Raw genomic sequence first — 7,133 nt, 5'->3', positions numbered from 1 at the left:
TCCCAATCCTATTTTCTTGCACTAACATCGGACTTTAACAGGTCAAAAGCTTTATTTTAAAAGGGTTTTACCATTATTCAGCAGACCCTAGGTAATTGACCAGATGAGAATCGGTAAAAACCTACACCCCACACCCCACACCCCACACCCTGTCCCCACAAGAAACTTTTTGCCGCAAACCCTACTTAATCCTCCACTCTGCCATAGATGGCGTAGGCTCGATCGAGCGACCAGGCCCACATCTGATCCCCTAGGGAAAAATGCCACCATTCCCCCTTATGTCGGCTAAATCCCGCCTCCTCCATCACTTTAGCCAATAAAACTCGTTTTTGATGATAACTCTGTTCTTGCGGGCTTTTTGCGGCGATATAATAATCGGGATGCGATCGCTCTCCGATCTCATCGATTTCTCCCCCCATGTCGATGGCTTGTCCCTTCTCGTCAACTAGGGTAATATCGATCGCCGCTCCGGTACTATGGGGAGGCGGGGTGGCGGCATTATCGCTGGGAACCGCCCAAATAGTGTAAACTTCTGTTAAAATCCCTTGACTTTCTGCCTCCGATAGTTTCTCTTTGGCTAATCCTCTTGTGTCTAGGAGAGTCTGAAAACTGTAATCGACCATAAATTGTTGCACTTCCACTGGTCGATAGGCATCAAAAATCAAAATTTGCCAACCAGGTTGATAGACTTGCAGACGGTTTTGAGCCTCAATCAGAGCATTTAACACCCCTTGTCGCAAAAAATAGGGAGATTTACCCCGATAATTAGCCCCTAATTTCTCGTAAGCATGGGGAGAAGGTATAACAAACTTATCTGCGGGTATAGGTACTAGGGGTTCCCCGCATTCACGAATAGGAATTTTTTGGTAGGGTTTCATCGCGTCGTCGGGAAACAGTAATTTTATTGATTGTCAACTCGATCGCCAGTTTACATAAACCCGTTATTCCTCCTCCTCATCGGTTGTAGGGAATTTCATGCTGGCCCAAGTTAACTGTTTTTGCGGGTCTTTTTCCGGTTCACTAAAACTCTCTTTTAGTTGTTCTTTCACCTGAGCAATATTGCCACTTTGAGCGGCATTCTTTAGATCATAGACATAACGGGCATTTTCGATCGCTTCCTCTTTACTACGAGAACTAGATTCAAAGCATTTTTCTAGATCTTTGTAAATACCCTTGCGAGAGATTTTGAGAAAATATTGACGTTCCGTATCGATCAGTTTAGCCAATAATTCTAGGTGCATGGAATCCTCGGCACAGATATCCGCGAGTATATCCCATTCTTCACTCCCCAAAAGATTATTATCCGCTCCCGGTCGCGGGTCTTGAAAAGTTTCTCCAGTCACTTGTTTATAAATCTTCGGTAATTGGTCATCAAATTCGTGCTTTTCTTCCCTCCAAATCCGGCGAATTTCGCTGAGTTCCTCCGTGGTAATTAGGGTAATATCTTTCATGTCCTCCGGTGCATTAGTACGCACGCTCTCCTGAGCCTCTAATACCCGTCTTAGCCAATATTCTCGCCATTGTTTAGTATAAGGGCCCGGTATGGGTTCGATCTTGTCTGAACCAAAAAGTTCAACCTTGCCATAAATACGGCGAAAATCTCGCCTTTCTCTGTCGTTTTTTAAGTCTAATTCGTTGCGAAGCTCTAAAAGTGGTTGTAACCATTCTTTTTCTTCGTCATTCTGTATCATTGCCTCCATCGATTTATCTTTATTCACCAACGTACACACCCAACAACCAAAGCGCGAATCTCCACAGCTAGGAGTGGAAGTATCTACCACTAGGGGACATTCATTATCCGCAGTCGCTCCTCGATACATTGCTAATAATTCTTTGTTATCTCCTCCCCAGGGATTTTCCCACTGCATTAAGTACATCCATACTTCATCAGTACGCCAATCTTCTATGGGAGTATAAATCAAAGAGTTGATTAAACGTCCATTGGGGCTTAATCTGTCACGAACTCTACCTATTTCATGTTTTTTCATGGTGATTGCTCGCGCTTGACTTTCAGCCTTCCTAATTCCTAGCACAACAATAGTTTCACAATGAACTCTGACTAAATTGCGAATAAAGTTATTGACAGGCTGAATTTTCATGCGATCAGTACACCAACGAAAGCCGTGCCTTGGAGCAGGATATCCTTTTCCTATCAAACAAACCCAGAAAGTAGCGTCAACTTCAGGATGCAGTAGATGCGATTTAACAGGCATTTGTTGCTGTTTTGCCGCTTCTGTAAGCTGTCTAATACATCTGCGTACCCAAGTAGAAACAATTGGGTTTTCAACAAAAGTATCGGTAGTGATGACATGAATGGTTTTGTGTCGCTTCTCTAATGGTAAGGCAGCGATCGCATTCCAGATCAACTGCAATATACTTGTACTATCTTTTCCCCATGATACTCCCACAACCCAAGGAATAGTATCTGCACAGTATAATTCCTGTATTTCTTGAGTTAAATAATTTAAATCCTCGACAAACTCCGCAATAGTACGGATAGGCGACTTATCTGATTTGAGGGTATCTGTCATAAAAAGTCCGTATTTCTCTCGATACTGAGTGTCTCAAGGATGACTACAGAGTTTCGCCTAAAGATGAAGTATGACGGGATTTGGCATCATCCTTGGGCGATCAGCTGCTGTTCCTTGTTCCCTATTCTGGCGTTCCCTATTCCCCAAAACGAAAACTTCGTGCCTCATCATTAAGATAACTGCTATAATATATGATTATTGAGTGTTTTTTGGTGTTTTTTTCTATTATGTCTGATATTGCACCTCATTCTTCAGATTTGACTCAACAACTGAATCAGGTACTGGAATACTACTTTTCTGAGCATTACAGAGAGAAATGCTATCTTGGGCTAGTTTTCCAACAAGGAAAACGAAAAATGGTTCAAATAAACGTTCCCGCTCATGATTTACCAACCTTGCTCCAAGCAAAGCCATCTACAGGGAACGATCCCGATTCAGGAAAAAATCGCCCAGAGGTTCAAGGACATACAGAGGAAGTTAAAGAATATATCCTTAAGCGGATTAAACAAGATAAACCATGGATTTTAGGAACTCTAACAGCTAATGTTGATCCAGAAAAAATTAAGCTGATCGATCTTGCTCGTGGGCTATGCTTGGTTATAATCGGACGTGGAATCAAATTAGATATTACAGATGGTCAACATCGTAAACGCGCTATTCACGAATTGATTACGAATTCTGAGGGTGAACTAATCGGTGATAATGATTTTCCTATTACTTTGGTATTGGAAGGGGATTTTAGACAATGCCAAACTGATTTTAGAGATATGGCTCAAACAAGGCCTTTAGATAAATCATTACTTCTCTCCTTTGGGGAATTTGAAGGACGGGTGGGTATTACTAAAAATTTACTCCATCAAGTGTCTATGTTTGCTGGTAAAACAGAAGCTATCAAAGATCAAACTTCGTTAAAAAAGAAACTTATTTATACATTTAACTATGTGGCTAAATTAGTAAGTTTAGCATTTGATAACGACATTAGTTCTGATTTAACAGAGATAAGCGTTGAAGAATCATCTGAGGCTTTATCTAAATGTTTAAATCAGTTTTTTCATGAGTGTTCTCAAACTAGAGAAATAGCGGAGAATAGCACAGATAAATTAACCGTTGATCAGTTAACTCAATTTCAGACAAGTTGTATTTTAGGACGTAGTGTAGGCTTAGAAATATTAGGATACTTGTTGTATGATATTTACGATGAAAATAACAACAGTTTTGATAGTGCTAAAATTTCATTGTTGGCTGGATTAGACTGGGCAACTGGTAGTGATCTTTGGAGTGGAAATGTCGTTAGAATAGATCCTAACCCTAAAAAGCCAGCAAATCCTTACAGAATATCTGCGACCATGAATATGGTAAAACTGGCAGTTTACAACGTAAAAAATCGGCTAGGATGGGTAGAAAAATCTACAAGTTCTATGTTAGATTTTCAATGATCGAGCGCAGCTAACAAGCGATCGCATACTATAGAACTTGCGTACTACGATTAACCCTTAATGCAACTTTAAAAACCCACTTCCCACTCCCCCCTAGACCTTTTAAACAGGATTTAGCATCACGTTCCCGGGTTGAGGGTTGAAATCCCGTTAGGGATTAAAGAGTAACTCCACCGTCCACGGGTAAAACCACACCTGTCATATAGGGGTTGATAATCAAACTCAATACTGCTAGGGCGACTTCTTCGGGTTGCCCTAAATGTTCGACAGGTAGAGCAGAAACCGCCCATTTGCTCAGGTCGGAGCGTTCCGAATCACTTTGACTGCTCCAGATACTTGTATCTTCTATTAATCCGGGGGCAACAACGTTAACGCGAACAGGAGCGAGTTCTAGGGCGAGGGCGCGTCCAAATACTGCTACGGCACTATTAGCGGCGGCTATGACGGAAATTCCGCCCATTTTGGAATATTTGAAGATAGTGACGCTTGATGTCAGGGTAATAGAACCGTCCTTGGCCAAAGTTTTCAGGGAGCCACGCACTGCTAAAAAGGTTCCCCAGAATTTCTCCATACCTCCCCGGGCCGTTTCTGCGGTCATTTCGGTTAATAAGGCTCGCGGCATATTTCTGTCTCCGAGAGAGGTGACTACTAAATGGTCAAAGTTGCCAATTTCTGCAAAAAAGGCATTAACAGAATCTTCTTCTAAAAAATTAACAGTTTTGGCTTCAATCTCCCCGGAAATTAGGGCAACAGCGGCAGCTAATTTCTCTTGAGAAGCATGGGAAAGCACCACTTTTGCCCCCAGGGAGAGCAATTTTTCGGCAATCGCTAGGTCAATCCCGGAGTTTGCACCAATAATAACGACTTTTTTACCCGATAAGGAATCAAACATTTTTTTGTCTCCAAAAATTTCAGAAAAACTTACAGCTATTACAGCATATTGACTGGCTTTTGGGCAGCAACTAACCAATAAGTTATGGACGAGGAACTTAGCAAATTATCCAGAGCCTTAATGTTTAAATTATAGGTTTCTTCGTCTAATTTTCCTGATTGCAATTCCTCTGTTAACCAAGATTTAAGATGGCGAAAATGTCTGAACCAGCACTCCTCCGTCACCTCGACAAATTGAACATCTTTAAACCCTGCCTGTTGATAAAGATTTTGATACTCTGCAATATCTTTGACCCTGTTTGCTTGGGGAACTGTCCAATCCCCTAAAAGTTCTGTTGTGGCAAAACTCAGATCTGAGAGAATTAAGGTTCCCCCCGGCTTTAATACTCGCCAAGCTTCTTGTAGGAATTGCTGTCTAGTATTAAAATAAAAAGCCGCTTCTACACAAATAATTTGCTCAAAAGAATCATCGGCAAAATCCATCTCTACTGCGTCCATTAACAGAAATTTACCTTCGGGAAAATTCAAGAGACTTCTGGCAATTTGTGTGGGAGAAATGTTAATGCCTACAATTGCTGTCAATGGGTAATATTTGAGAAGATAATGAGTAGTTGCTCCTAAACCACAGCCAATGTCAAGAATTGTTCCCTGTTTGTTGGGAATAAATTCTAAAAGTTTCTCCATCAGAGTGGAGGATGCTTCCTGTTGATCTTGGGTATGGGAGAGCCAATAACCGACATTAAAAAACTCTCTTTCACCATAAAACTCTCGAATCGAAGGACTACAAATTAAATCGTCGAATCTACTAATCCATTCATTTTTATCCATTTTTAAACTCACTTAACTCTTTCGGCAAAAAACTACATTAGTTTAACACGATTGGGCTTAGTAGAGTGGGAAGTGGGTTATAGCAATGCTTGCCAAACTCCTGTTAAGGCACTAGATATTGACCGCGTGGCTGAGGCGATAGAAAAAAAGGAGCCACAGCTTTTTGCTTAGATACCGATAAATTTCCCTTAGAGGTTCAACTAACAGCCCAATTTAATGGTAAAAAAAGTTTTTATCAATTAACCTATAACCATCAATCTATATTATCATATCTGGTGAGGGACAGAAGTTATCGCTTTTGAATTAGGAATGGGGAGCGGGGGACAGGGAAGAAAATCGTCGTACCTCATGACTCTGAATACCGCTATAAGTGTCACCGATGGGAGTGCGGGTAAGGTGAGTATTTGACTTGAGTAAGACGGCAATATATGTTACTATCACAGGGTAATCGCAGCTATCTTGAAAAAGCTGCCACTCAAAACTAGGAATGACCATGAATTATCCTAATAGCGAACAAAGTAAAGCAATCCCCTTCTTTGCTCGTTTTTTATCGGCGGACCAAGACGAGGCTCCGACCCCCGATTCCCCCCCCGATTCTGAACCGGCTCCCGTTTGGACTTGGAAATGGCCTTCTGACTGGGAAGATAGTTAATTAATTTAAAGATTGCTTTCAGTAATTCAGACAGAAATAAACCACCGCCATAAGTCAAGCAGGAGTAAGATTTATGGCGGTTTTTTGTTGTATTTAGGGTTTGCTAAACAAGTCAATTGGCCGGTGGAGGCAGCCGGGTAGAGGAGGGAGAAAGTGCTTAGTTAAGTTAAAACTACTCTTCAGCAATTTCGACTTCTTTGGGAGCAACGGGTTCTTCGGCGGTAATTTCGACTTCAATAGCCTTTTTCAGGTTAAGTTTTAGAACTTGAGAAATTGGTAAACCTTCCACCTCATTGATGAGATATTCTTGAGTTTCTGTTTCACGACGTTTGAGATAGACCGTTTTAAGCAGTGCCTCAATGCCATAACCTGTCACAATGTCGCCAATAATGGTAGAGATGCCTAAGACCCCAAGTCCACCAATTAGTCCCAGCGGACCGCCTAACCCTAAAAGTGCGTAAATCGCAGGATAGGCAGTAGTGCTGGATGCGGCAATAGCAATAATGAAAATAATGCCGGGGAGTCCCAGAGAAGCAAGTTTTTGAACAACTTCATCCAGAGAAATTCCCCAGGAGATAAGTTTTTTGTTGATTTCTGTGGGATTAATTCCCAGAAAATCCTTGGGAATGGCCGTTTCAGTAGTTTCCGTCATTGATGAGACTCCTAAAATCACTAAGTTGGATTGGTTGGTCGGGATTTCAGTCATTTGACATCCTCGCCGCCGTAAAACGGACGGCGATTCCTCACCACGCCACTTTTTTAGGGTGGTCGCTGAACGGGGTTGACGCTTCACCG

8 protein-coding genes and 1 pseudogene are annotated in these 7,133 nt (G+C 41.7%); 3 read left to right on the top strand and 6 right to left on the bottom strand.

All coding sequences use genetic code 11. The annotated features are described in order from the left end of the window. Nucleotides 1-185: 185 nt before the first annotated feature. Together BGL89_RS19655 and dndC are read right to left on the bottom strand one after the other, a co-directional pair. Nucleotides 186-878: a M15 family metallopeptidase gene (locus tag BGL89_RS19655; protein ID WP_286827209.1), complete on the bottom strand. Its 693-nt coding sequence runs from the start codon at nucleotides 876-878 to the stop codon at nucleotides 186-188. 63 nt (nucleotides 879-941) lie between these two features. Next, nucleotides 942-2,531, bottom strand: a complete 1,590-nt coding sequence (gene dndC, locus BGL89_RS19650; protein ID WP_286827208.1) for a DNA phosphorothioation system sulfurtransferase DndC — start codon at nucleotides 2,529-2,531, stop codon at nucleotides 942-944. A gap of 191 nt (nucleotides 2,532-2,722) precedes the next feature. Between dndC and BGL89_RS19645 the strand changes: the two genes are divergently transcribed. Next, the gene (locus tag BGL89_RS19645; RefSeq protein WP_286827206.1) at nucleotides 2,723-3,967 is read left to right on the top strand and encodes a DNA sulfur modification protein DndB; all 1,245 of its coding nucleotides are present in this window, start codon (nucleotides 2,723-2,725) and stop codon (nucleotides 3,965-3,967) included. Between the two features lie 157 nt (nucleotides 3,968-4,124). Here the strand turns inward: BGL89_RS19645 and BGL89_RS19640 are convergent, their stop codons facing one another. After that, on the bottom strand, nucleotides 4,125-4,859 hold the full coding sequence (locus BGL89_RS19640) for an SDR family oxidoreductase (protein ID WP_286827204.1): 735 nt from the start codon (nucleotides 4,857-4,859) through the stop codon (nucleotides 4,125-4,127). Nucleotides 4,860-4,897: 38 nt separating this feature from the next. Beyond that, nucleotides 4,898-5,686: a class I SAM-dependent methyltransferase gene (locus BGL89_RS19635; RefSeq protein ID WP_286827202.1), complete on the bottom strand. Its 789-nt coding sequence runs from the start codon at nucleotides 5,684-5,686 to the stop codon at nucleotides 4,898-4,900. A 72-nt stretch (nucleotides 5,687-5,758) separates the two neighbouring features. Between BGL89_RS19635 and BGL89_RS21385 the strand changes: the two are divergent. Continuing rightward, nucleotides 5,759-5,967, top strand: a pseudogene (locus BGL89_RS21385) (MvdC/MvdD family ATP grasp protein); the annotation flags it as partial. Nucleotides 5,968-5,989: 22 nt separating this feature from the next. On the opposite strand, the gene BGL89_RS19630 reads toward BGL89_RS21385, so the two are convergent. Continuing rightward, nucleotides 5,990-6,181 carry a hypothetical protein gene (locus BGL89_RS19630; protein WP_158201334.1) on the bottom strand — a complete coding sequence of 64 codons (192 nt, stop codon included), beginning with the start codon at nucleotides 6,179-6,181 and terminating at the stop codon, nucleotides 5,990-5,992. Between BGL89_RS19630 and BGL89_RS19625 the strand changes: the two genes are divergently transcribed. After that, on the top strand, nucleotides 6,180-6,338 hold the full coding sequence (locus BGL89_RS19625; RefSeq protein WP_002750786.1) for a microviridin/marinostatin family tricyclic proteinase inhibitor: 159 nt from the start codon (nucleotides 6,180-6,182) through the stop codon (nucleotides 6,336-6,338). The two genes, BGL89_RS19630 and BGL89_RS19625, sit on opposite strands and share 2 nt — an antisense overlap. Nucleotides 6,339-6,510: 172 nt before the next feature. Here the strand turns inward: BGL89_RS19625 and BGL89_RS19620 are convergent, their stop codons facing one another. Next, a complete protein-coding gene (locus tag BGL89_RS19620; protein WP_286827201.1) occupies nucleotides 6,511-6,990 on the bottom strand; it encodes a hypothetical protein in 480 nt (159 codons plus the stop codon). Nucleotides 6,991-7,133: the final 143 nt, after the last annotated feature.

Source organism: Microcystis sp. LSC13-02 (genome assembly GCA_002282935.1).
In the GTDB taxonomy this organism is placed as follows: Bacteria; Cyanobacteriota; Cyanobacteriia; order Cyanobacteriales; family Microcystaceae; genus Microcystis.
This window is presented reverse-complemented; position numbering and strand designations above follow the sequence as displayed.

Excerpts from the sequence above, each read along its gene's own strand:
- BGL89_RS19645 (WP_286827206.1), top strand. The coding sequence starts at position 2,723 with ATGATTATTGAGTGTTTTTTGGTGTTTTTTTCTATTATGTCTGATATT.
- BGL89_RS19640 (WP_286827204.1), bottom strand. The coding sequence starts at position 4,859 with ATGTTTGATTCCTTATCGGGTAAAAAAGTCGTTATTATTGGTGCAAAC.
- BGL89_RS19625 (WP_002750786.1), top strand. The coding sequence starts at position 6,180 with ATGAATTATCCTAATAGCGAACAAAGTAAAGCAATCCCCTTCTTTGCT.
- BGL89_RS19630 (WP_158201334.1), bottom strand. The coding sequence starts at position 6,181 with ATGGTCATTCCTAGTTTTGAGTGGCAGCTTTTTCAAGATAGCTGCGAT.
- dndC (WP_286827208.1), bottom strand. The coding sequence starts at position 2,531 with ATGACAGATACCCTCAAATCAGATAAGTCGCCTATCCGTACTATTGCG.
- BGL89_RS19620 (WP_286827201.1), bottom strand. The coding sequence starts at position 6,990 with ATGACGGAAACTACTGAAACGGCCATTCCCAAGGATTTTCTGGGAATT.
- BGL89_RS19655 (WP_286827209.1), bottom strand. The coding sequence starts at position 878 with ATGAAACCCTACCAAAAAATTCCTATTCGTGAATGCGGGGAACCCCTA.
- BGL89_RS19635 (WP_286827202.1), bottom strand. The coding sequence starts at position 5,686 with ATGGATAAAAATGAATGGATTAGTAGATTCGACGATTTAATTTGTAGT.